General features: G+C 61.7%; 18 protein-coding genes and 3 pseudogenes. 19 read left to right on the top strand and 2 right to left on the bottom strand.

Going from position 1 to position 23,349, the window contains the following annotated elements:
- The first annotated feature begins 41 nt into the window (after positions 1–41).
- The 5 genes and pseudogenes from bioB to P9228_RS21890 all read left to right on the top strand — a co-directional run bounded on the left by bioB (position 42) and on the right by P9228_RS21890 (position 5,050).
- Positions 42–1,039 (top strand): annotated as a pseudogene (bioB, locus tag P9228_RS21870) (biotin synthase BioB).
- A pseudogene (locus P9228_RS21875) lies at positions 1,036–2,174 on the top strand (8-amino-7-oxononanoate synthase). The pseudogenes bioB and P9228_RS21875 overlap by 4 nt, the downstream one beginning before the upstream one ends.
- A complete protein-coding gene (gene bioD / locus P9228_RS21880; protein ID WP_278055535.1) occupies positions 2,171–2,806 on the top strand; it encodes a dethiobiotin synthase in 636 nt (211 codons plus the stop codon). Before P9228_RS21875 ends, bioD begins: the two are co-directional and overlap by 4 nt.
- Positions 2,806–4,070 (top strand): annotated as a pseudogene (locus tag P9228_RS21885) (adenosylmethionine--8-amino-7-oxononanoate transaminase). Before bioD ends, P9228_RS21885 begins: the two are co-directional and overlap by 1 nt.
- The gene (locus P9228_RS21890) at positions 4,067–5,050 is read left to right on the top strand and encodes a beta-ketoacyl-ACP synthase III (RefSeq protein WP_278055536.1); all 984 of its coding nucleotides are present in this window, start codon (positions 4,067–4,069) and stop codon (positions 5,048–5,050) included. The pseudogene P9228_RS21885 and the gene P9228_RS21890 overlap by 4 nt, the downstream one beginning before the upstream one ends.
- A 530-nt stretch (positions 5,051–5,580) precedes the next feature.
- On the opposite strand, the gene P9228_RS21895 is transcribed toward P9228_RS21890, so the two are convergent.
- The gene (locus tag P9228_RS21895) at positions 5,581–6,309 is read right to left on the bottom strand and encodes a GntR family transcriptional regulator (RefSeq protein ID WP_278055537.1); all 729 of its coding nucleotides are present in this window, start codon (positions 6,307–6,309) and stop codon (positions 5,581–5,583) included.
- A gap of 321 nt (positions 6,310–6,630) precedes the next feature.
- Between P9228_RS21895 and P9228_RS21900 the strand changes: the two genes are divergently transcribed.
- The 7 genes from P9228_RS21900 (at position 6,631) to P9228_RS21930 (ending at position 13,434) form a co-directional block, all read left to right on the top strand.
- Positions 6,631–8,043, top strand: a complete 1,413-nt coding sequence (locus P9228_RS21900) for a DUF4147 domain-containing protein (RefSeq protein WP_278055538.1) — start codon at positions 6,631–6,633, stop codon at positions 8,041–8,043.
- Positions 8,030–9,337: an enolase gene (locus tag P9228_RS21905; RefSeq protein ID WP_278055539.1), complete on the top strand. Its 1,308-nt coding sequence runs from the start codon at positions 8,030–8,032 to the stop codon at positions 9,335–9,337. Before P9228_RS21900 ends, P9228_RS21905 begins: the two co-directional genes overlap by 14 nt.
- Before the next feature lie 34 nt (positions 9,338–9,371).
- Positions 9,372–10,493 (top strand): tyramine oxidase subunit B, encoded by a 1,122-nt coding sequence (locus P9228_RS21910; protein ID WP_278055540.1) that lies wholly within the window; start codon positions 9,372–9,374, stop codon positions 10,491–10,493.
- A 384-nt stretch (positions 10,494–10,877) separates the two neighbouring features.
- Positions 10,878–11,636, top strand: a complete 759-nt coding sequence (locus tag P9228_RS21915; protein WP_278055840.1) for an amino acid ABC transporter ATP-binding protein — start codon at positions 10,878–10,880, stop codon at positions 11,634–11,636.
- 14 nt (positions 11,637–11,650) lie between these two features.
- Positions 11,651–12,319: an amino acid ABC transporter permease gene (locus P9228_RS21920; RefSeq protein ID WP_278055541.1), complete on the top strand. Its 669-nt coding sequence runs from the start codon at positions 11,651–11,653 to the stop codon at positions 12,317–12,319.
- Between the two features lie 5 nt (positions 12,320–12,324).
- Entirely contained in the window at positions 12,325–12,993 is a 669-nt protein-coding gene (locus tag P9228_RS21925; RefSeq protein WP_278055542.1) for an amino acid ABC transporter permease, read from the top strand.
- 78 nt (positions 12,994–13,071) lie between these two features.
- A complete protein-coding gene (locus P9228_RS21930; RefSeq protein WP_278055543.1) occupies positions 13,072–13,434 on the top strand; it encodes a RidA family protein in 363 nt (120 codons plus the stop codon).
- Between the two features lie 56 nt (positions 13,435–13,490).
- On the opposite strand, the gene P9228_RS21935 is transcribed toward P9228_RS21930, so the two are convergent.
- On the bottom strand, positions 13,491–14,276 hold the full coding sequence (locus tag P9228_RS21935) for a GntR family transcriptional regulator (RefSeq protein WP_278055544.1): 786 nt from the start codon (positions 14,274–14,276) through the stop codon (positions 13,491–13,493).
- 304 nt (positions 14,277–14,580) lie between these two features.
- Here P9228_RS21935 and P9228_RS21940 point away from each other — a divergent pair, with 304 nt between their 5' ends.
- From P9228_RS21940 to P9228_RS21970, 7 genes are all read left to right on the top strand, one after another.
- Positions 14,581–14,778 (top strand): tautomerase family protein, encoded by a 198-nt coding sequence (locus P9228_RS21940; RefSeq protein ID WP_278055546.1) that lies wholly within the window; start codon positions 14,581–14,583, stop codon positions 14,776–14,778.
- Between the two features lie 226 nt (positions 14,779–15,004).
- Positions 15,005–15,829 carry a transporter substrate-binding domain-containing protein gene (locus P9228_RS21945; RefSeq protein ID WP_278055547.1) on the top strand — a complete coding sequence of 275 codons (825 nt, stop codon included), beginning with the start codon at positions 15,005–15,007 and terminating at the stop codon, positions 15,827–15,829.
- A gap of 133 nt (positions 15,830–15,962) precedes the next feature.
- The gene (locus tag P9228_RS21950) at positions 15,963–17,690 is read left to right on the top strand and encodes a dihydroxy-acid dehydratase (protein ID WP_278055549.1); all 1,728 of its coding nucleotides are present in this window, start codon (positions 15,963–15,965) and stop codon (positions 17,688–17,690) included.
- 201 nt (positions 17,691–17,891) lie between these two features.
- Positions 17,892–19,946, top strand: coding sequence for a hydantoinase/oxoprolinase family protein (locus P9228_RS21955; RefSeq protein WP_336618916.1), 2,055 nt, complete (start codon positions 17,892–17,894; stop codon positions 19,944–19,946).
- Positions 19,947–19,965: 19 nt separating this feature from the next.
- The gene (locus P9228_RS21960) at positions 19,966–21,666 is read left to right on the top strand and encodes a hydantoinase B/oxoprolinase family protein (RefSeq protein WP_278055553.1); all 1,701 of its coding nucleotides are present in this window, start codon (positions 19,966–19,968) and stop codon (positions 21,664–21,666) included.
- Positions 21,659–22,525, top strand: a complete 867-nt coding sequence (locus tag P9228_RS21965; protein WP_278055555.1) for a sugar phosphate isomerase/epimerase family protein — start codon at positions 21,659–21,661, stop codon at positions 22,523–22,525. Before P9228_RS21960 ends, P9228_RS21965 begins: the two co-directional genes overlap by 8 nt.
- A complete protein-coding gene (locus P9228_RS21970) occupies positions 22,522–23,325 on the top strand; it encodes an SDR family oxidoreductase (protein ID WP_278055556.1) in 804 nt (267 codons plus the stop codon). The genes P9228_RS21965 and P9228_RS21970 overlap by 4 nt, the downstream gene beginning before the upstream one ends.
- The last annotated feature ends 24 nt before the right edge of the window (positions 23,326–23,349 follow it).

Here is a 23,349-nt window from a genome sequence, read left to right on the forward strand (position 1 = left end):
TCTCTCGCGGCTGACGCCTAAACTTTGAAAATGGATGTGGCATGAACGCGGAACTCTGCCTGAACGCAGCCGTTGGGCCGTTCAACATGACATCGCCTCAATGGACCCGAGAGGTGGCCCAGGCCATCCACGACTTGCCCTTCAACGACCTCCTCTTCCAGGCGCAGACCATTCACCGCCAGAACTTCGATCCAAACAAGGTCCAGCTCAGCCGGCTTCTCAGCATCAAGACGGGCGGCTGTCCGGAGGATTGCGGCTATTGCAGCCAGTCGGCGCACCACGAAAGCGGGTTGAAGGCGTCGAAGCTGATGGAGGTCAGGCGCGTCATCGCCGAGGCGACCAAGGCACGCGACGCCGGCGCCACCCGCTATTGCATGGGCGCCGCCTGGCGAAATCCCAAGGGGCGCGACATGGATGCGGTCGTGGCGATGGTCGAGGGCGTCAAGGCGCTGGGCATGGAGACCTGCATGACGCTCGGCATGCTCGACCTCGGCCAGGCGCAGCGGCTGAAGGAGGCCGGCCTCGACTACTACAACCACAACTCGACACCTCCGAGCGCTACTACTCAGAGATCATCTCGACCCGGACGTTTGCCGACCGGCTGGACACACTGGCCAATGTCCGCGACAGCGGCATCAAGGTCTGCTGCGGCGGCATTGTCGGGATGGGTGAAGAGCCGGTGGACCGGATCGACATGCTGGTGACATTGGCCAACCTGCCGAAACATCCAGAAAGCGTGCCGATCAACATCCTCATCCCGATCGCCGGCACCCCGCTTGCCGATGCCAGGCCGATCGAGCCGATCGTGTTCGTGCGCGTGATCGCGCTGGCGCGCATCATGATGCCGAAATCGCATGTTCGGCTTTCGGCCGGGCGCACCGCCATGACCGACGAGATGCAAGCGCTGTGCTTCTTTGCCGGCGCCAACTCGATCTTCGTCGGCGACACGCTGCTGACTGCGGACAATCCCGGCGAGGACAAGGATAGCCTGCTGTTCCGCCGCCTCGGCATCGAGCCTATGGAACTCGAGGCGCTATGAACGGGGCACCGCTTGCCCGCTATGACGCGACCTTGCAGGGACTGGCGCGCAAGGACCGGTTGCGGACACTGTCGCCGCGCTCCGGTCTCGATTTCTCGTCGAACGACTACCTCGGCCTCGCCGCCTCGAGAAGGCTTGGCGACGCGGTTACGGCGGCGATCGCGCGGGGCACCCCGGTCGGCGCGACCGGATCTCGGCTGCTGCGCGGCAACGCGCCGGAACACGAGGCACTGGAGGCGGACGCGGCGGCGTTCTTCAGAGCCGACCGCGCGCTGTTCTTCGGCACCGGCTACATCGCCAATTTCGCCCTGCTGACCGCCCTGCCGCAGAAGGGTGACCTTTTGGTCCTCGACGAATTGGCTCATGCCAGCATGCATGAGGGGGCCCGCGCTGGCCGCGCCGAGTTCAAGCTCGCCGTGCACAACGACGTCGATGCCTTCGAGGATGCAATCACGCGCTGGCGCGCCGAAGGCGGCACCGGGCGCGTCTGGATCGTGGTCGAAAGCCTCTACAGCATGGACGGCGACCGCGCGCCGATGGAGGACCTGGTCGCGCTTGCCGACCGGCACGAGGCCTTCATCGTCCTCGACGAGGCGCATGCCACCGGCGTCTGGGGGCCCGACGGCCGCGGCCTTGCCGCCGCTTTCGAGGGTCGCGACAACATCGTCGCGCTCCACACTGCGGCAAGGCGCTCGGCGCGGCCGGTGCGCTCGTCACCCGGCCGGGACTGCTGTGCGACTATCTCGTCAACCGCTGCCGGCCCTTCATCTATTCCACCGCCCCTTCGCCGCTGATGGCCGTGGCAGCGCGCGAGGCGATTGCATTGCTGTCCGACGAGCCCCAACGCCGTGCCCAGCTGCAGGACCGCGTTGCCTTCGCGGGCCGCCGATTGGCCGAGCGCTGCGGCGTGGCCCCTAGCGGCTCGCAGATCCAGCCCTTCGTCATCGGCGACAACAGGCGCACCATGGCGGTGTCGGCGGCGCTGCAGGCCCGCGGTTTCGACATACGCGGCATTCGCCCGCCGACGGTTCCCGAGGGCACGTCGCGCCTGCGCATCTCGCTGACGCTCAACGTCGAGGAAGCCGACATTTCGGCCATGGTCGAGGCGCTCGTCGAGGTGTTGGCCTCGGCATGACCAAGCGCATCGTCATCACCGGAACCGATACCGGCATCGGCAAGACGGTGTTTTCGGCGGGATTGGCCGGCCTGCTCGACGGCTTCTACTGGAAGCCGGTGCAATCGGGCCTCGACGGCGAAACCGACAGCCAGGTCGTGGAACGGCTCGCCGGCCTGCCGCCGGGGCGCGTGCTGCCCGAAGTCTATCGGCTGAAGGAGCCGCTGTCGCCACATCGTTCAGCCGAACTCGACGGCGTCGCGATAGACGTCGCAGAGCTGTCGCTTCCGGACCTGCCGGGCCCGATCGTCATCGAAGGTGCCGGCGGACTGATGGTGCCGCTCAACCGGCGCACCAAGTTCATCGACATATTCGCTCAGTGGCGGGTACCGGTCATCCTGTGCGCCCGTACCAAGCTCGGCACGATCAACCACACCCTCTTGTCGATCGAGGCGCTCAGGGCCCGTTCCATCCCGCTCATCGGCATTGCGTTCATCGGCGACGAGGTGGCCGATACGCAAAGAACAATCGTGGAATTCAGCGGCGTTCGCCAGCTTGGCAGGCTGCCGCTGCTCGATCCGCTGACGAGTGGGACGCTGCGGGAAGCGATGATTGCCGGCTTCGACCTCACAGCGATCGCGGGAGGCGAATGATGTCGCAGTCCAGTGTGTGGCATCCCTTCACGCAGCACGCGCTCGAGTTCGCCATCCCCGAGATCGTCCGGACCGAAGGCGCCTACCTCCCCAAGGCCGACGGCACGCGCATCCTGGATGCCATTTCTTCCTGGTGGGTCGTCACCCACGGCCACCGCCATCCCCGCATCGTCAAGGCGATCGAGACGGCCGCTGCGAGCCTCGACCAGATCATCTTCGCCGGCTTCACCCACGAGCCGGCCGAACGGCTGGCCAAGGCGCTTGTCGGCCTCGCGCCGCCCGGCCTCGACTGGGTGTTCTACTCCGACAGCGGCTCAACCTCCGTCGAGGTCGCGCTGAAGATGGCGCTCGGCTATTTCCGCAACATCGACGCGCCGCGCTCGCGCATCGTCGTCATGGAGCACAGCTATCATGGCGACACGATCGGCACGATGAGCGTCGGCGCCCGCGGCGTGTTCAACGCTGCCTACGAGCCGCTGCTGTTCGAGGTCGACACCATCCCGTTCCCGGCCACCGGGCGAGAGCAGGAGACGCTCGATCGGTTCGAGGCCGCTGTCGCGACCGGCGCGCGGCCGCGCTGATCGTCGAGCCGCTGGTGCTCGGCGCCGGCGGCATGCTGATGTATCCGGCCTGGGTTCTGGCCGAGTTGAAAAAGATCGCACAGGCCTCCGGCACGCTGTTGATAGCCGACGAAGTGATGACCGGCTGGGGTCGCACCGGGACCATGTTCGGCTGTGAGCAGGCAGCGATCTCTCCGGACATACTGTGCACCTCGAAGGGGCTGACGGGCGGCGTTGTCCCGCTGGCCGCAACGCTTGCGACCGATGCCATTTTCCAGGCCCACTATTCGACGGACCGCAAGAAGACCTTCTTCCACTCGAGTTCCTACACCGCCAATCCGATCGCCTGCGCGGCGGCACTCGCCAATGTCGAGATCTGGCATGACGAGCCGGTGGCTGAGCGGGTCGCGGCCCTGGGAGCAAAACAGGCTGCTGGGCTTCGGCGTTTTCGCGACAACCCTCGCTTCACTGACAGCCGGGTTACCGGCACGATTGCGGCCCTCGATCTGCGCACCGGCTCCGCCGGCTATCTGGCCGAGATCGGGCCGAAGCTGCGCGCTTTTTTCCTCGAGCGCGGACTGCTCGTGCGTCCGCTCGGCAATGTGCTGTATCTCCTGCCGCCCTACTGCATCACCGGCGAGGAGCTGGATGGTCTCTATCACGCCATTGAGGAGGCCGGCGAACGCTTCGGCGCGAAGCATTGAGCCGATCGTCGCGCATCCTCGGGTTCGGCCATCATGCGCCGGCGCGCAAGGTCGAGAACCCGGAGATCGAAAACCGTCTCGGGCTCGAGCCCGGCTGGATCGAGCGGCGCACCGGGATACGGTCGCGCTTCTGGGCCACGGAAGGAGACACGCTGTCGGGCCTTGCCACGCAAGCCGGCGACATGGCGCTGGCCGATGCCGGCACCGACCGGAGCGATATCGGCCTGTTGTTGCTTGCCACCTCGACGCCCGATCACCTCTTGCCGCCGAGCGCGCCGCTGGTCGCGCATCGGCTCGGGCTCGGCCGCGCCGGCGCGATCGATCTCACCGGCGCCTGCGCCGGCTTCATCTATGCGCTGATGTTCGCGGACGGCTTCACCCGCCTGCACGGCAAGGCGAGCCTGGTCATTGCCGCCAACATCCTCAGCCGCCGTATCAACCCGGCCGAGCGCGCCAGCGCGGTGCTGTTCGCCGACGCCGCCGGCGCCGTGGTGATCGGTCCCTGCGAGGATCCCGACCGGGGCATCCTCGGCGCATCGGTGGATTCCGACGGCTCTCGCTACGGACTGATCCAGATTCCGGCGGGCGGAAGCAACAAGCCCTTCCACGCCGACCTCGACCTCGCTGAGACCCGGATGACCATCACCGACGGCCGCGAGGTGTTCGCCAAGGCGGTCGAGATGATGACAGCCTGCTCGCGGGACGCGCTCACTGCAGCCCGAATAGAGCCGCAAGACATCGACCGGTTCGTGCCGCATCAGGCTAACGCCCGGATTTTCGACGCGGTCGGCAGGAACCTCGGCATTGCCGACCATGCAGTCGTCAAGACGATCACCGACTACGGCAACTCGTCCGCCGCGACGATCCCGCTGTCGCTGTCGCTCGCCAATCAGGCTGAGCCGTTTCGGCCGGGCGAGAAACTACTGCTGGCGGCGGCGGGCGCCGGGCTCAGCGGAGGCGCTGTCGTGGTCGGAATATAGGCGGTTAACCGTCTGCGCCGCGAGGGGACGGTTGCCCGAATCGAGGATGAAGTGACCAGCGGGCTAACAGGCCGTGGATCGGCTTCGGATATGACCAGGGGCACCGTAGGCAACCTCCGCGGCATACCGGGCGATCCGGCAATGAGAGCCGCCGCCATCATCGCCGAAAAAGCGCCTGGTCGGCGTCAAAATTACCGCCCCAGTGAGCGCCAATAGTCCAATAGCAATAGAGGACCATACCGGTCCTCGCTACGACACGACGCATTGTCAGGCTTCAATAACAACGTCCGCTGTTGGCGTGGCCTGGCAAGAAAAGCATGACACGTTGCCGGCGTGACTGAAGTCTATCCGGTGCATGCACTCCCCGCCAAGAATGCGTAACTCGCAGGATTCACATTTTCCTGCTCGGCACCCGTTAGTCATCTCGATCCTGCGGAGTCGGTAGACTCGGGAAGCGATCCTGTCGCGAGTCAAGGTCAGCGTCCTTCATGGCCGCTCGGATCGGGTCATTAAGTTGGTCCGCCCTCGACCTACTTGAGGCTAGCAGCTTCTCGCGCCTGCAGTTCAAGCCTTTTCAAATGCTCAAACAGAATGGTGCCCTCCCGCTCATTGTGAGCCGCGGCGGCTTCAACAGCGCTCTTCTCATCGCCACGGAGCAGCGTGTCGATGATCGGAGCGTGCTGCGAAAGGATGTCGGCCGGGTCTTGGACTAGCTCGTCACTGGACCGAATGTATATGCGGGCCTGATGTTCGATCAGGGAATACTGGTCCCGCAGTCGCCCATGTTGGGCCAAGGCCACGATCGACTTATGAAGGTTCATGTCTTCCTGCGCGATGGCTCTATGATTGTTGCGCTTTGCACAGGCGGCCTTCAATCGTTCGTAAGCCGATCTCAGCGCTGCCGCCACTCGCCCATCAGGATCGTTGTTCCTCACACGTAGAGCGACCAGCCGGCTAGCCAGTGCCTCCAGGCTGGCTCTCAAGGTATAGAGCTCCCAAGCATCGTGTGAACTCAGTGTCATGACGGTCCATCCGGTGTAGGGCACCTGCACGAGAAGGCCTTCCTGCACTAGCTGGTGGAAGGCGGTGCGAATCGTGCCGCGCGACACTCCGACCTGCTCGGACATCAATATCTCGGTGAGCCTCGACCCAAGAGGTATGTCGCCCTCCAGTATTGCCTCGCGCAGCCTATCGGCTGCCTGGGCTTCAGTGCTGCGCTTCTGCACTTTCTTCACGGAGAATGCCGAGCCTGAATCCATAAGCGCCCCCAATTGCGAGCCCGCACGCTGGTTTTTGGAAACGACCGGTGAGCGACGCTCCGAGGGACCTCACGAGTTCCACCCATCAGGGCTAGCCCTGCGCCGAGATGGCCGCGACGCTGCCGACAGCGCAGCAGTCGATTCCAACATAACATTCCATGCCCCGGTTAGACAGGCGCAGATTCTCGACTATCCAAAAATCAATCGTCGGTCAATTGATTGTTTGACAATCGACAATAAGTGAGGCATTAGTCCTCTCGGCTACGGCAGCTCGCAACGTGCAAGCGGCCGCCCGTTAACCGAACCAAAGCCGAGTTCTCAATGTCGAAAATTCGCAACCTCGAAGAGATCCTGTCACGGGGTGAGATTGCGTCGCGAAGGATAGTCGCGGAGATTGCCAACCGCACTCTCGAGCGGCTCGACAGCTACCAGCGCATCCGCACGCTAATGCGTCTGGAGGGCGACACGCTTCATATCGGCGTGCGGTCTTGGGACCTGTCGCTTAAGCGCAACGTGTACCTGTTTGGCGCCGGGAAAGCCTGCAACCACATGGCCATGGCGGTTGATCACGTGCTGGGCGACCATCTGACGCACGGAATCGCGATCGTGAAAGTTGCGGAGGAGACCGACCGCTTCAACAAAACCGAAGTGTTCGTAGGAGGGCATCCTCTTCCAAACGAGGAAGGCCTTCGCGCGTCGAGAAAGATGATCGAAATCATCGATCACTCAGGCCCGGACGATCTGTTCATCGTGGTCATCAGTGGCGGCAGCTCGGCCTTGATGTCCTGTCCCCGGGACGGAATTTCGCTGCAGGACGAAATAGACGCAACCAATGTCCTGCTGAAGTCGGGTGCCGGCATCTTCGAGATCAACGCCGTGCGTCGCCACATCTCGGCTCTGAACGGCGGCATGCTGGCAAAGCGCATCCAAGACGTCGGAGCTGAACTGATTGGGTTTGGCATCAGCGACGGCGTCGGGTCGCCTGCGACGGGCGACGTTGCCGTTCCCTATACCGCTTACAAAAGCACGCCGATGGGCCCCGATCCGACGACGTTGGACGATGCCCGCGCGACGATCGTCAACCGCAATCTATCCGATCGCATGCCGAAAAGCGTTTTCGACTACTTGATGAACGCCGGACCGGAAGCGGAGACGCCCAAGGCCTTTCCGGACAATACGTACTTCCTTCTCAACACGCTGCCCGACTCCTGCATCTACGCCAAGGAGATCTGCGAGGAGATGGGGATTCCGGCCATCATCGTAACGTCTTTCCTTGAGGGTGAAAGCCGCGACGCCGGCACATTTTTCGCCTCCCTGGCCCGGGAGATTCAAACGTATGGAAACCCCGTGAGGGCTCCCTGCGTGCTGCTGAGCTCCGGGGAAGTCACGACGCAGATCCTGGACGATAGCGTGATCAACGGGCACGGCGGGCCAGGCCAGGAAATGGCTGTGGGCTTCGCCATCGCAGCCGACAAGAGCCCAGGCGCCTGCCTGTTGTCGATCGACAGCGAAGGCACGGACGGCACCACTAAAGTCGCCGGCGGCATCACCGACTCCAGTTGCCTGAAGGCCGCGAAGGGCAAAGGCATCAACCTCTATCAGGCATTGCGCGAGCATAGCTGCTTCGAGGCGCTCGACGCCATTCAGTCCACGGTCTTCACGGGCAACACGGGCACCAACCTATGCGACCTAAACATCCTTTACGTTCCGGATTTGAAGCATGGCCAGCGATAGACAAGACGGGATTGCGTCCGTAAGGGCGCAGCAGATCATCGACTGCAAGTGCCGCCCCGCCGTCGAAGTCGAGGTCTGCACCGAAAGTGGCGCGATCGGCCGTGGCGCGGCGCCAACCGGTACCTCGGTGGGAATGCACGAGTCCTTCGTCCTGCGCGACGGCGACCCTTCCACCTACGAGGGGCTCAGCGTCCACAAGGCGGTGCACAAAGCCACCGACGTGATCGGTCCGGCCTTATTGGGGATGAATGTCTTCGACCAGCGCGCGATCGACCACAGAATGATCCAACTCGATGGCACGCCGAACAAGCGGAACCTCGGGGGCAATACCATCTATTCGGTGTCGATCGCGACGTTCCGCGCTGCGGCAGCCGCGCTAAACGTGCCTCTTTACGACTACATCGCCGGCGGCAACATCCAGACCGTGCCAGTGCCTTGCTTCAACATCGTCAACGGCGGCCGCTACGAGCAACTGACGCAAGCGTTCAACGAATTTCTGATCGTTCCGTATGGCACCGACAGCGTCGACTTCGCAATCGAGATGGCCGTGGCCGTTTTCCGCAAACTTGGCGAAGTGCTGACCAGCTACCTCGGTCACAAGCCACACGTCGCAAGCTCATATGGCTACGCGGCCCCGTCAGACGATCCGGCGGTAGTCCTGGGACTCATGCAACAGGCGATCGATGCCTGCGGGTACACTGGCCGGATCGCGTTTGCTCTCGATTGCGCCTCGAGCGAAATATACGATGCGCAGACGCGGACTTATTTGCTGAAGGGCAAGCGGATCAGCTCCGACGAGTTGATCGCATATGCCAGGTCGCTGACCGAAACATTCGATCTCGTCTTCATCGAAGACCTGCTCGATGAGAATGATTGGTCTGGCTTTCCAAAGGCGGTCCAGGAGATTCCGCGGACCATCATCCTTGGTGACGATCTGACGGTCACCAACGCCGGCCTGCTGCAGAAGGCCTTTGAAACTCGCGCCATCGGCGGTTTCGTCCTGAAGCCCAACCAGGTAGGCACGGTCACCGAGGCACTGGACGCCTACTACTTGGCCCAGAAGCACGGAATAATCGCAGTTCCGTCAGGACGGTCCGGCGGGGTCGTCGACGATGTCGTCATGGACTTCTCCGTGGGCCTGCAGGTTCCGTTCCAGAAGAATGGCGCGCCGCGTTCGGGGGAGCGTATCGAGAAGTTGAATTTCCTGATGCGCGCAAACGCGCGCAGCCCGGGCTGCCACCTCTACGACATATCGAACTTGCTGCGTTTTGGCCGCGACGCATCGGCCGCATGAACAGTCTTCACTCACCTAAACAAGGGTCGCCCAGATGTATCCGAAAATCGACTTCCTCTACCTCTCTGAACCCGACATGATCGAAGCCGGCGTCCTGGATGCAAAACGCTGCGTCGAGGTTTGCGAAGAGACCTTCGCCCTCCTCGGCAAAGGCGACTATTTGATGGGCGGAGCAAATCACAACAATCACGGGATGAACATCGTCTTCCCGAAGACGTCGGAGTTTCCCAACATGCCCGTCGCCGGACCGGACCGTCGCTTCGCGGCGATGCCTGGTTACCTCGGCGGGCGCTTCGATGTCTGTGGCAACAAGTGGTACGGATCGAACCACGCCAACGCCGAAAAGGGATTGCCGCGGTCGATCCTTACCATGATGCTCAACGACAAAGACACAGGCGCCCCGCTCGCGCTGATGTCGGCCAATCTCCTCAGCGCCGCAAGAACCGGGGCCGTGCCAGGCGTCGCGGCGAAGCATCTCGCGAACAAGGACGCAGAGACCGTCTCCGTGATCGGTTGCGGCCCGATTAACAAGGCCTGCTTCACAGGCGTCATGACGCAGCTCTCCAACGTCAAAAAGGTCGTTTGCTTCGACCTGTTCCTTGACAAGGCGAACGAGTTCGCCAGTTGGGCAGCCGAGAAGTACGGAGTTGAGGCGGTGGGCGTTGACGACGCCGAAGCAGGCTTCCGCGGCGCCGACGTCATCACCATCGCGGCTTCGCGGCTCAAGCCACTCCATTTCAAGGACGAATGGATCAAGGAGGGGGCCACCCTGCTGGTCTCAGGCCCGGTCAATGCGGACGAGTCGTTCCTGACTAAATGTGGAATCGTCTACGACCATACCCCGCTGCAGGAAGCCTATGTCGAGGACGCTATCGGCTCCGGCAACAAGGACGCCTATTACAGCAACGTGATCGGTGGGCCGTTCTATCGGCTGATCGACGCCGGCAAGCTCCCGGCGCTCAAAGACTCGACTGGCCTGGGCGACGTGGTCAACGGCAAGAAGCCCGGCCGCCGGGGCAAGAAGGATCGCGTGATCTTCATCGCGTGCGGGATGGCTGTCTTCGACATAAGCTGGGGTTTCGAGCTGTATAAGACCGCTCAAAAGAAGGGACTTGGGACATCGCTGAACCTCTGGGACCGACCCAGCGGACTTTGATCGTCAGGCATTCGACCGCGATTTCGCCGTCCGGCGGGGCCAGCGTTGCGCATTATTACCGACTAATTTTTCAACGCGAGGGGACGGGCTGGCCAGCGGGCGCGCACGCGCGGTCGCTGGCTTTGTGCCGCACGTTGACGCGTGAAAGCTACGGTGGACAGCGTGGAAGGCGCTGTTCTGAGCGATCTTCAAGCAAGCATCACAAAGCTCTTGACTTTGTCGACATAATGAAGACATTAAGTCGGTAACCCTCTGAGTACCTGCTTGGCACTTGCCAGGCGCATAAGAAAGGCCGCTGTTCAAAGCGGCCGGGGAAATGGTCGGGAGCGATCAAAGTTGCTTCCGAAAACATCCCGCGTGTCGGGACTAGGCTGGGAGTTGCAAGTGAGCGATCAACCATTCGTATCGGTTCGTGGCCTGCAGAAGAACTACGGGGCGCTCAAGGTGCTCGACGGTCTCGACCTGAACATGAATCGCCGCGACCGGATCCTGGTGATCGGGCCAAGCGGCGGCGGCAAGAGCACGCTTCTACGCTGCCTCATGGGCCTGGAACAGATCCAGGGCGGGAACATTTCGATCGATGGCGCCAAGTACATCGTCGGCGGACCCCGCAAGACGCAGATCAGCGCTGACATCCAAAAGCAGATCGGCATGGTGTTTCAGAGCTACACGCTATTCCCTCACCTGACGGTGCTCGGGAACCTCACGCTCGCCCCAATCAGGTCTCGAGGCGTCAATCGGGAAAAGGCCGAGGCGCGCGCTATCGAACTGCTGCGGCGCTTCGGGCTCGAGTCCAAAGCGAAGGCGTTTCCGGCTGCCCTTTCTGGTGGCCAGAAGCAGCGCGTGGCGATCGCGCGCGCACTGATGTTGGATCCCAAGCTTATGCTCTTCGACGAGGTTACCTCGGCTCTTGACCCCGAACTGGTCAACGAGGTCATCGCCATGATCACCGAACTCGCCGACGGCGGCATGCCGATGATGATCGTCACGCACGACATGTGGTTCGCGAAGAAGATCGCGACACGCGTGATATTCTGCGCCGGCGGGGTCATCGCGGAAGACGCGCCGCCAGAAGAATTCTTTGCCTCTCCGAAGACGTCGAGGGTGCGGGATTTCATTCACAATGTCTTGCACGCCGACTGAAGGAGACGGCGACCATGCAAAACATCGATTTCTTCTATGTGATCAACAGCTGGCCGATGCTGGTCCAAGGATTGGTAGTTACGCTCCAGCTGACGCTATGGGCGAACGTGATCGGGCTTGTCGCCGGGTTCCTGCTTGCGTTCCTTGCGAACGCGCCGATCGCGCCTGTCCGCTGGATAGCCCGGCTGTACATAGACTTTTTCCGGTGCACTCCGGTGCTCGTCCAGGTCGTTTGGTTCTTCTTTTGCATTCCGATGCTGTTCAATGTTTTCTGGTCGCCGGTATTTATGGGCATCCTGATCCTGGGCATGAACCAGACGGCATTCAACGGCGAGGCATTTCGCGCAGCAATCCAGTCGATACCTAGCGCGCAGAAGGATGCCTGCGTCGCGCTTGGCCTAAATCCGTGGACACGGATCTTCCACGTAATCTTGCCTCAAGCGTTTCGGACAGCGACACCTGTGCTCATCACCAACGCGATCGGCATTTTCCAGCAGAGCTCGCTCGTCGCGCTCGTGGGCGTCGCAGACCTCATGTACCAGGGCAAACTCCTCTCGACGCAAACCTACCGTCCGATTGAGACCTTCACGTTTCTCGCGGCGTTCTACCTGGTCATCGCCGTGCCGTTCGGCCGGCTAGCCGCATATTTCGAACACCGCAGCGAACGTCAGAGCAGGGTTTGACGGCAATGGCTGATCTGGATTTTTCCGTCCTTGTCACTTACCGCGACGCACTTCTCCGAGGCCTGCTCTACTCGATCGAGCTGACGGCCCTGTGCGGGCTGGCGAGCCTCTTGTTTGGTTTCGTGATCAGCCTTGGAAGGCAATCCAGCCTCGTTCCAATCCGTTGGTTGTCGTCCCTGTACGTCGAGATTTTGCGCGGAACGCCCGTCCTCATCACGCTGTTCTGGGTATTCTTCTGTTTTCCGTTACTTTTCGGCGTGGAGTTTGGACCTTTCCTGTCGTCGTTCATCGCCCTGACGCTTTTCACATCGGCAATCACCAGCGAATCCTTTCGGTCGGCGTTGAAGTCGATCGGCCGCGACCAGTACGACGCCTGTAAGGCGCTGGGGCTTTCGGCATTTACGCAGGCGACGTTTGTCGTGGCGCCGCAAGCCGTCATCCGGGCGATTCCGAACTTGATGTCGAACCTCGTGAGCCTGTTCAAGGAGAGCGCACTCGTCTCGGCCGTCGGGGTGGTGGAGCTGATGTATACGGCTCAAAACATATCGAACATCACCGCGAGACCCGTGGAGGTTCTGACCACGGCTGCTCTCATCTATTTCGTCATCGGCTGGACTCTCACCCGCCTGGTGAACGTCCTTGAGAGGCGTCTGCTTTTCCGGATGAGCGTCTAGCCACCTGATTTTCGCTGAACAGGCTCCCGCGAGAACCGACAACACCGAGATTGTCCCCGGCCAAAAAAAGGATTCGTCATGCCCATCACCCGCCATCAAATCGGCACCCGCATGAGCCAAGCGGTGATTTGCAACGGAATTGCCTTCCTGGCCGGACAGGTTGCCCACGGAGCCCGCGGCGCTTCGGTTCACGAGCAGACGCTCGATATCCTTGCGCGCATTGATGCTTTGCTCGCGGAGATCGGAACCTCGAAGGACCGCCTCCTTTCGGCCACCGTCTGGCTGGCCGACATTGCGACGTTCAACGAAATGAACGCTGTTTGGGACGCTTGGGTCTCCAAGGGAAACACGCCGGCGCGAGCATGCGTGGAAGCTCGATTGGGTTCGCCTGATTTCACGGTTGAAATCATGGCAACGGCGGCCTGCGGAGCCAACGCCTAGGCGGATCAATCGGCTGGCGGCTGCATCGGCGGCCGCCAGGAGAAGAAACGCTGCAGCTAGTCGCCTTCTCTGGCGAGACGCATTTCCGATGCGACGCTGCGATTCAGGTATTGAACGAAGCGGCCTCTGAACTGTTCGGCGTGGAGATGTGCAGCCTGTTCGGCTGCATCGGCATCGCGCCTGACAATGGCCTCAACGATGTCCGTGTGTCCTTGGGCCAGTTTCTCGACCGTGGTGCCTCGTCGCTCGAACTCGAAATGGAAGTGGAGGATCCGGCGCCCCTCATCCAAAAGACGCTGGTAGGCAGCCGTGAAATATCTGTTTCGTCCGGCCCGCGAGACCGCCATGTGGAACGCATAGTTGGCCTCAATCATCGGCAGCGAGTCCCCGGTCTCCAGGCTGACCCCCGCGGCCTCTTCGTAACCCCGCTGGGTGGCGACCAACGTTTCGATGTCTTTCTCGGTTCGGAAATGAGCCGCTGAACGATGGGTGACACGCTGCAATAGGTCGAGCGCGTCGAGAAAATCGGGTATCGCCTGTATATCGAGCGGCGCGACGATCGTGCTTCGGTTGGGCAAGATTTGAACAAGGCCCTCGCTGGAAAGACGCACAAGCGCCTCACGAATTGGCGAACGAGAAAGGTTGAACCGCTCGCTAAGCCGGACCTCATCCAAGGCTGCCCCAGGATTTATCTTAACCCGCAGAATGTCTTGGCGGAGCTGCAGGTAGACGCGGCTGCTGCCGGTTTCCTTCTTCGGCCCGTCATCAGTAGTGCCGTTCGCAGTCGTCTCCTTGGCATGCGCTCCTTTGGTGCTGCGCTTGCCGCGAACGCTCTGATCCATATTCTAAGCCTTTGATTTTGCTCGGGCCAGGCGTCGCCAAACTACCACGTTGTCCGAAGCGCGTAAGTCAAACATCACCTCCTCATTCTACATATTGCATGCGGAATGTCGACGCGCTTTCGAAATTCAGCAAGGACTAAATGCACGGGGAACCAAGGCATTTGGCCAAAGGCTGCCCTTCCTACGATTGCGCGCTGCCGAATATGCCATTGACATCGGCGACCTAATGTCTATAGTTTGTCGACAATAGATATGCATAAGGCGAACAGCGCCTTGCGCTGCGGCCCCTCGGGGAGAGAAAGCGATGCCCAACGTGCGCATTGAAATGCTTGCTGGCCGCAGCCGGGAACAGAAACGAGAGCTGGCAGAAGTGTTTACGCGCGAGATGGCTCGCATAGCGAACTGCAAGCCTGAAGCAGTGCACGTAGTGTTTGCAGATGTCGATCGGAGCGACTGGGCGATCGGCGGAGCGCTGACGGATGAGCCTTCCGCTCGCAAATAAGGCTCGGCACGGTCATAGCGAACGCTTGGAAAACCGCCGCTTCTTCGGCCGTCGTTAAGGCCAATTGGAGCGGCCCGGGCAGGCCCGATGCACCGGCGCCCGGAAGGAATGTCCACTCTTGCAAAGAGCAGAAAGGAGGCGCGTCAACCTGGCAACCGATGTTGCAAGCCGACCAATTACCCTAACAGCAGACCAACCTAACAGCCGAAAGAATGGGAGTAGCGAAATGAAAATTGGGAACCTCGTTAAGTCGATCATGGCCGCGGCGTTCATCGCGGGAACTGCGATGTCTGTCGCCAAGGCAGATTCCGAATCCGGCTACTGGCAGGATATCCAGAAGAGCGGCACGCTTCGCTGCGGTGCCGCGGTGGCGCCGCCTCACGTTATCCGCGATCCGCAAACCGGGGAGTTCAGCGGCACGTTCGTCGACCTTTGCAAGCAGTTCGCCGATGTCCTCGGCGTGAAGGCGCAGATGGTGGAGACATCCTGGGACAACATCGTAGCCGGCCTGCAGGCGAACCGCTGGGACATGTCGATGGCCCTGAACCAGAACCCCAAGCGCGGCATGGCCATCGCCTTTAGCGAGCCTGTCGTCCAGTTTCAGGTCAGCGGCATCTATGACAAAGCCAACCCGAAGTTCGCGACGCCTCCGAAGTCGCTAGCCGATCTCGACAAGGCAGGGACGACGATCATCATCATGTCGGGCACTTCGATCGACGGCACGCTGACGCCGCAGATCAAGAACGCCACGATCCTCCGGCTGCCCGACATTGACGCGACCCGCCTCGCCCTCTCCTCGCATCGCGGCGACATCCTAATGGACGACGGCGACAGCAACGCGCTCTTCGCGGCCACTGCAAAGGACCGTTGGGCCACGCTCTTGCCGAACCCCGCGATCTCGAAGCAGGGCATCGCTTTCGGTCTGCGCCGCTCCGCGTCTTACGCCGACATCCAGGCCCTAAACTACTTCATCACCGAGAAGAACGCGATCGGCGAGATCGACAAGATCGCGCAGGGCTACGTCGACAAGCTGGCCTCCCAAGGCAAATAATGGCTGGCAATGCGGCAGCGCCCGGCGGTGCTGCCGCATTGCGGAATTCTCAGACGTTACTTAGCCGGTAGGAAAAGAGGGCCAATCCTCCGGCCGCGCATTACGGATCAGGCCCTGCGGGATGGAGAGTGTCATGGCTAGCGAGAAGCCCCCCCTGCGTAGCGAAGCTTGGTTCAAGCGCATCGACAATACTGGCTACGAGCATCGGACGCACCTCAAGGCGCGAGGTGCGCTGCCTGACATGTTCGAGGGCAAGCCAGTGATCGGCATCGCCAACTCGGCTTCCGACCTGGTCCCTTGCAATGCCCATCTGACTGGCCTCGCGGAATGGGTCGCGAAAGGCGTTCTTGAGGCGGGCGGCTTCCCATTGATCTTCTCGACGATGTCTATCGGCGACTCGATCATGCGTCCGAGCGGTATGCTGTTTCGAAACATGATGAGCATGGAGCTCGAAGCGACCCTGCGCGCCAATCCCCTCGATGGCGTCGTGCTCCTCACAGGTTGCGACAATACCGCCCCCGCTTACATGATGGGCGCCGCAAGCGTCGATCTTCCCACCATCGTGGTTCACGGTGGCGGCATGATCAACGGCAAGGTCGGCGTACGACAGGTCGGGTCTGGCTCCGACATCTTCCGGATGCATGGCGAGTACAAGGCGGGCCGGATGACCAAGCAGGCTTTCCTGGACTCCGAATACGGAATGTCGCGCAGCAACGGCCATTGCAACACGATGGGTACTGCTACGACGATGGGATGCCTGGCGGAAGCGCTTGGCCTGAGCCTGTCAGGATCGGCAGCTATCCCTGCGGTAGACGGACGCCGCAAAGGCTCGGCACAGCTGTCGGGGCGCCGGATCGTGGAGATGGTGAGGGAAGATCTGACCTTCTCAAAGGTCGTGGACCGCCGCGCCCTGGAGAATGCAATCCGAGTCAATGCTGCGCTCGGCGGCAGCACCAACGCGATCATCCATCTGACTGCCTTGGCGGGCCGACTTGAAATCCCGCTGACCTTGGAGGACTTCGAAGAGAACTGCCGCTCGATCCCGCTCCTCGCCAACATCGTGCCCAATGGCAAGTTCCTGGTGGAGGAATTTTACTCGGCGGGCGGACTGCCTGCCCTCATAGCTTCGCTCGGCGAGCGTCTGAATCTGGATGCGATTACCGTCAGCGGAAGGTCGCTGCGCGAGGACATTGGCGATGCGACGACGCTCGACGAGGAGATCATCGCGCCCTTTGACAGGCCTGTCAAACCGCAAAACGCGCTTCGCGTCCTCAAGGGAAACCTTGCCCCCAGTGGCGCGGTGATCAAGCCGTCGGCCGCCAGCCCGAACTTGCTGAAGCACACCGGACGCGCAGTCGTGTTCGAGTCGGTAGAAGACCTCGACAAGCGAATTGACGATCCGGCCTTGAACATAGACGAGACCTGCGTGCTGGTGCTCAAGGGTATCGGTCCGAGGGGATATCCCGGGATGCCGGAACTCGGCAACATCCGCCTGCCTGCCCATTTGCTGGCCAAGGGCGTGACAGACATGGTCCGGGTGTCGGACGGACGCATGAGTGGCACCGCATATGGAACGGTCGTTCTTCACGTGGCTCCGGAGTCATCGATCGGCGGGCCGCTCTCGCTGGTGCGCGATGGCGACATGATCTCGCTTGACGTGACAGCCGGGTCGCTGACCCTCGAGGTACCGGAAGATGAATTGGAGCGCCGCCGTTCGGACAAACCCACGGGGATAGCTAACCCGAAACGCGGTTATGAGCGCCTGTTCGTCGATCACGTGCTGCAGGCAGACAAAGGTCTGGATTTCGACTTCCTGGTGGGCCGCAGCGGCAGTGCCGCGCCAACGCGGCGACCATTCTAGAGTCCCCGGCGCGATTCCCTCCAGGGCGACGGCGGCTTTTACGCCAAGTGACCCGGCAGTGCTCCGCCCGACTGCCACCAACGTCGACACGAGTTGAACAAGACTCACGTTGACAGAGTAAGGTTTTTTCTGCATATCTTTTGTCGACATGAGATCGACTTATTGTGGAGGAATGGTTCTATGAGGCATGGCCGGATTGGAGTGGACATCGGCGGCACCTTTACAGACCTGGTCCTTTTGGACAGTGAGGGACAAACCTTTTTCACGAAGGTGTCTTCGACCCCTGCGGCGCCAGAAGACGCGGTGCTGACGGGCACGCAGCTCATCCTCGAGCAGGCAGGCCTGGGCGTAAGTGCGGTCACGGAAGTTCTCCACGGTACCACCGTGGGCTCCAACACCCTACTCCAGAAGGCCGGGGCCAAGACCGGACTGATCACGACCAAGGGTTTTCGAGACGTTCTGGAGATCGGCCGCGTGCGAACGCCTTCGATGTTCGACCTCACTTGGACCAAGGCCGAACCGCTGGTCACCCGTCGCTACCGTCGTGAAGTCGACGAACGCGTCAGTGCCTCGGGCGAAATCCTGAAGCCCGTGGACGTGGAAGACGTGATCGCGATCGGCCGCGACTTCGAGGCCGAGGGCATCGAGTCGGTAGCGATCTGCTTTCTCAACTCGTACCGGAATCCGGAAAACGAGAGGAACGCGCTGGAGGCGTTCAGCAAAGCCTTCCCATCCATCTGGGTCACCGCATCCGTCACAGTGCTGCCTGAGATCCGTGAATACGAGCGGACGTCGACCACGGCGGTCAATGCCTACGTTTTACCGGCGCTCCGGCGGTATCTTACCAGTCTCGAGAACGGCCTCCGCGGGCTAGGCGTGAAGGCGCCGCTGCTGGTGTCCAACTCGAACGGGGGGCTCTCGACGGCCGCGCTAGCGCAGGAGAAGCCAGTCTTCTTCATCTCGTCGGGCCGCTCGGCGGGCGTCGTCGGCGGCGGACGCCTAGCAAGCTCGATCGGCGAGCAGGATCTGGTGGTGTTCGACATGGGCGGCACCACTGCCTCTGCGTCCTTGATCCACGAAGGCCAGCTTACCCGCACGAACGAATACGAGTTTCGGGCGGGGATCTCGACCCCCAGCCGGTTCATCAAAGCCGGCGGCTATCTGATGCGCGTGCCCACTGTCGACGTGGCGGAAGTGGGTAGCGGGGCAGGATCCATCGCCTGGCTGGACTCCGGCAACCTCCTGCATGTCGGGCCTGTCTCCGCCGGTGCGTTTCCGGGGCCCGCCTGCTACGGCAAGGGAGGCGAACGGCCGACTGTTACCGACGCTAACGTCGCGCTGGGGTTCTTGCCCGACACGCTCGCCGGCGGCAGCCTCAAGCTCGATGTAGAGGACGCGCGTGGGGCGATCCGCCGTGATATCGGCGATCAGCTTGGCCTTACCGTCGAAGAGGCGGCGATCGGTATCCGTGAGATCGTCAACGTCAACATGGCTCGCGCCATTCGCGCTGTTACGGTCGAGCGCGGCGTCGATCCTCGCGATTTTACGCTGCTTGCTTTCGGCGGGTCGGGCCCCGTTCACGCATGCGACCTCGCTCGCACTCTCGGCATTCGTCGCGTGCTGTTCCCGCGGGCCCCTGGTGTGTTCACCGCCATGGGTATGCTTGCAGGCTCCGTCGAACGCTATTTGATCGAGAGCATGCCCGGCGCACTGCATGAGGCCAAGCCGGGGAACGTCGCCGAGGCAGTGGAGCGGCTGAAGGCGGAGGCGACCGAGGCGCTGGCGGAGGAAGGCTATAGCGCCGATCAGATCGGGTGGGAGTTCGAACTCGACCTCCGCTACAGAGGCCAGGACTCCGAGCTGCAGATCGGGCTGGACGATACAACGGCCTTCGACCCCGTGGCGACCCGAGAGGCGTTCCTGAGGGCTTATCGATCCATGTACGGGTACGCGTCATCGGATGATGTCGACATCGTAAACCTGCGGCTTAGGGCCCGCGGGATAAGCGCAGAGAGCCTCGACTTCACCGCGCTCAAGTCGGAGCAGCTCGTCACGGCAAATGCCGCGGCCAATTGCCGCCGCGTCTACTTCAGCCGCGAGAGCGGATGGATCGACACTCCGGTGATCGATCGATCGGCATTGCGCGACTCGATTTCTGGACCCGTGATCCTGCAGAGCGTGGACACCACGATCGTCGTCCCGCCCGAAGCTAGTGCCGCGCTGGATGACGCTGGCAATGTCGTCGTCACACTCTGAACGGATGGGAGCCCGCGTCATGACTTTTCCGAAGAACGAAAGAAAAATCGACCCCATCACCTTCGCGGTGATCAAGAGCGCACTCGACACCATCGTCGACGACATGGCCTACGCTGTGATGCGCACAGCCCGCTCACCGATCGTGCGCGACGTGCTCGATTACTCGGTGACAATGTGCGACCGACAGGGGCGCATCATGTCCCAGGCCAAGACCGTCGCCCTTCACCTCGGGGCGGTGCCGGATGCCATGGAAGTGGTCCTCGCGAAGTTCAAGGGTGACCTGCATCCCGGAGACGTGGTGGTCCTCAACGACCCCTACCAAGGGGGAATGCACCTTCCAGACATCTTCATGTTCAAGCCGATCTTCCATCGAGACGAACTGCAGGGCTTCTCGATCGTCGTCGCTCATCACTGCGACGTGGGAGGACGCGTTCCTGGGTCCAATGCGAGCGACTCCACCGAGATCTTCCAGGAAGGCATCCGCATCGCGCCGATGAAGCTCTACGACCGCGGCGTTCCGAACCGCACGCTTCTGACTATCATCGAAAAGAATGTCCGCCTACCCGATCTGGTGATCGGCGACCTCGAGGCTCAATACGCCACGTGCAACATCGGCGAGCGCGAGCTGTTGAAGCTGTTCAACCGATACGGCGCCGACGACTTCAACATCTATCTCGACGAGCTCATCGACTATGGCGAGAAGCTCACGAGGAACGCGATCAGCAGTTGGCCAGACGGAGACTACGAGTTCACCGACTACATAGACGGTGACGGCTTCGATCTGGCGCCGATCCCGATCAAATGCCGGATCACCGTCAAGGGCGACCATCTCGCGGTCGATTTCGACGGTTCATCGCCCCAGGTGCGCGGCGCGATCAACTCGACCTTGTCATTCGTCAAGTCGGCGACTTACCTCAGCGTTCGCTGCGCCCTTGAGGCCGAAGTCCCCAACAACGCCGGCGTCTACCGCTGCATCGACGTGACTGCGCCAGAGGGTTCCATCCTCAACCCGCTTATGCCTGCGCCCGTCGCAGCGCGAGCTCTCACTGGCTACCGCGTTGTCGACACGGTCATGGGCGCACTCGCGCAGATCGCGCCGAAGCGAATGATGGCGGCTGGCGAAGGCGGCAACACCGTGATCGCGATCGGCGGGTACGACGCCGACCGACAGCCGTTCGTGCTGGTCGACATGATCAACGGAGCCTGGGGCGGCCGATTCAACCAGGACGGCATCGAAGGGGTGACCAATCCCTCCCAAAACATGTCGAACCTCCCTATCGAGACCCTGGAAGCGCGTTACCCCATCCGCATGGAAGAATACTCGCTGCGGGCCGATTCCTGTGGAGCCGGAAAGTACCGGGGCGGTCTGGGACTTACACGTCAGTACAGATTGCTTGCGGATGAAGCTATCCTGCAGGTCCGTGCCGACCGTACAGACCACGCTCCGTATGGCCTGTTTGGCGGCAAGCCGGGCTCCAACTCGCGCAACATCCTGAACCCGGACAGCAGTGGGCGAGAGGAACTACCGGGAAAGGTAACGCGCACCGTCCACGCTGGTACGGTGATCCGCCATGAGCAGGCCGGAGCCGGAGGCTACGGCCCACCTGAAGAGCGGAGCATGGCAGCGGTGGAAGCCGACCTGCACGATGGAAAGATCACGCCGGAATACGCCGCAAAGCACTATGGCGTCGTCCCAGTTGAAGGAGCCGCAAATGGCTGACCTTTCGCGTTTCGCCATCAATCAGATAACGACCTACAAATGGTCGATGGCCGAAGCCATCGACGGCTACGCGAAGCAGGGCGTCGGGGGAATAGCCTGCTGGCGCCAGTATCTCGACGAATATGGCGTTCAACAGACTGCCCGTCACCTGCGCGATGCGGGCTTATGGGTAGCGTCGCTCTGTACCAGTGCCTGGCTCAACGCCGACACCGAGGCCGATTTCGAGGCTGCGATCGACGAGAATCGACGCATCCTCGACAACGCCGCGGCGATCGGCGCGCCTTGCGTCGTCATGGTAGTGGGAGGGCTGCCCAAGAACTCCAAGGATATCGCAGGCCAGAGATCGAGGGTACGCGACGCGCTGCACACCTTGGCGCCCCACGCACGTTCAGTTGGGGTGAAACTCGGCCTGGAGCCGCTTCACCCGATGTATGCCGGCGATCGATCGGTGCTGAATTCCATCAGGGAAGCTAATGACCTTTGCGACGAACTCGGCGACGAGGCGGCAGGGCTTGTCCCCGACGTCTATCATTGTTGGTGGGATAGCGCTTTCGAGCGGGAGCTGCGTCGGGCTGGTCCGAAGCGCATCCTTACCTTCCACTACTGCGATTGGCTGGTGCCCACCCGCAACATGCGCGATCGCGGCATGGTCGGCGATGGCGTGGTCGACATTCCGCGGATACGAGGCTGGTTGGACGACATCGGCTATGCAGGCGTTTTCGAACTCGAGATCTTTTCAGAACTCGATTGGTGGACGAGGCCGGGCGAAGAGACCGTCCGCATCGGGATCGAACGCTGCGCTCCTTATGTCGGCCAGGTCCCGTCATCTCTCAAAAAAAGAAAAAGGGTTTTGCCATGAGCGCGTCTTCTCAGCCTTGCAACATCAAGCCTGTGGTGGTCGTGACGGGCGGTGCAAGCGGAATCGGGGAGGCGACCGTGCGCCGCTTCGTTGCCGGGGGTTGGAGGGCCGTAGTGGCCGATATCAACGATACCCAAGGCAAGTCGGTTGCCGCCGAACTGGTCAAATCAGGGGCTGACGTTGTCTATCGCCACCTCGATGTTTCAGACGAGGCCGCGGTAACGAAATTCGCCGACGAAATATGGTCTAGCCACGGACCCGTCGCGTCCTTGGTCAATTCCGGCGGAATTCTCCAAAATGCCGTTCGCGTGACAAAAATGGAGATCGCGGAATTCGACCGGATCATCGACATCAACGTCCGCGGCTCCTTGCTGGTCGGCCGCGCTTTTGGCGAACGGATGGCCGAGATCGGTAGCGGTTCGATCATCAACCTCTGCTCGCTGACGTCATTCCGCCCGTCGCCGCAACCCGCATACGGCGTCAGCAAGGCGAGCATGGTGACGTTGACCGAGATCATGGCCGCCGAACTCGGTCCCCAAGGCGTCCGCGTAAATGCCGTCGCCCCCGGCTACACCATGACGCCCGCTATGCGGGAGCGGATCAACCGTGGCGAACGCAATCCGGACATGGTGATTTCGAAGTCAGCCATTCCGCGCTTCGTCGAGCCGTCTGACGTAGGCGAGGCAATCTTCTTCCTGTGCTCGCCGGCTGCGTCCGCCATTACGGGTGTCGTGCTTCCGATCGACTGCGGGTGGCTGGTCTATTCGGCCTATACGGCCTTCGCGACACAACCCGCCTAAGCGGTTTTCCCGTTGGAGATGGCT

It is taken from the genome of Mesorhizobium sp. WSM4898 (assembly GCF_029625845.1).
In the GTDB taxonomy this organism is placed as follows: Bacteria; Pseudomonadota; Alphaproteobacteria; order Rhizobiales; family Rhizobiaceae; genus Mesorhizobium.